The sequence below is a fragment of the Synechococcus sp. R55.7 genome, from assembly GCF_047461955.1.
Lineage (GTDB): Bacteria > Cyanobacteriota > Cyanobacteriia > Thermostichales > Thermostichaceae > Thermostichus.
In genome coordinates, this window is the sequence record NZ_JANSIC010000217.1 from 1 (window position 1) to 1,159 (window position 1,159).

General features: G+C 60.5%; 1 protein-coding gene. It reads right to left on the reverse strand.

The genetic code is table 11. The features are described 5' to 3' along the window. Nucleotides 1–4: 4 nt before the first annotated feature. The gene (gene wecB / locus NW820_RS10500) at nt 5–1,141 is read right to left on the reverse strand and encodes a non-hydrolyzing UDP-N-acetylglucosamine 2-epimerase (protein WP_414407451.1); all 1,137 of its coding nucleotides are present in this window, start codon (nt 1,139–1,141) and stop codon (nt 5–7) included. Nucleotides 1,142–1,159 lie beyond the last annotated feature (18 nt).

The following is a 1,159-nucleotide window of genomic DNA, read 5'->3' on the forward strand; positions in this document are numbered from 1 at the left end:
ATTCTTAACTTTGTTCTTCTCGAGGGCTTTGCGGGTTAAACCACCGCTCGATGATGTGGCGAATTTGCCGGGCGGCAGTGCCATCGCCAAAGGGGTTTTGGGCTTGGGCCATGCGGGCATAGGCTTGTGGGTCTGTGAGCAATTCTCGGGCTGCCTTCAGGATCTTTTCGGGGTGTGTGCCTACCAGGCGGGCGGTGCCGGCAGCAATCGCTTCAGGACGTTCGGTGGTCTGCCGCAGCACCAGCACCGGTTTGCCCAGGGCAGGGGCCTCTTCTTGAATGCCGCCGGAGTCGCTGAGGATGAGGGTACAGCGCTGCATGGCGCTCACCCAGAGGGGATAGTCCAGAGGCTCAGTGAGAAAAGCCCGCTCATGGGATCCCAACAGGGCTTGCAGGGGATCCCGCACCAAGGGGTTGGGATGGAGGGGCAAAAGAAGGGCGGTATCGGGAAACTCGGCCAAGATCTGCAGCAGAGCCTTGCCGATGGCGGTTAGGGGATCCCCCCAATTTTCGCGTCGGTGCAAGGTAACCAGCAGGACACGGTAGCGCTGCCAGTCCAGGCCGGGAATGGGGCAGGGGATCCCTTGGGAGGCCACTTGCAGTAGGGCGTCGATGACAGTGTTGCCGGTGCAATGGATGGATCCCACCACGTGGCTTCGCTTCAGGTTGTCAACGGCTTGGGGGGTAGGGGCAAAGTGCAGGCTGGCCAACTGGGAGATCAGGCGGCGATTGACCTCTTCGGGGAAAGGATTGTAGAGATCATCGGTGCGCAGTCCGGCTTCCACATGCCCAACCGGGATCCGGTGGTAAAAAGCTGCCAAGGCGGCAGCGAAGGCGGTGGTGGTATCTCCCTGCACCAAAACCAGTTGAGGATGTTGCTCTTGAAAGTAGAGTTCTAGGCCCCGCAAGGTGGCTTCGGTGATGTCCGTCAAGCTTTGGCGGGGGCGCATGATCGCCAGATCCCGATCCGCTTGCAGACCGAATAGCCGCATCACCTGATCCACCATTTCCCGGTGTTGTCCGGTCAAGATCAGCTCGGTGCGCAGATGGGGACTGGCACGCAGAGCTTGAATCACCGGGGCCAGCTTAATGGCTTCGGGCCGTGTGCCCAAGATCACGGCAACGAGGGGAAGAGAGGCCATAAGCTCAAGGACATCGGC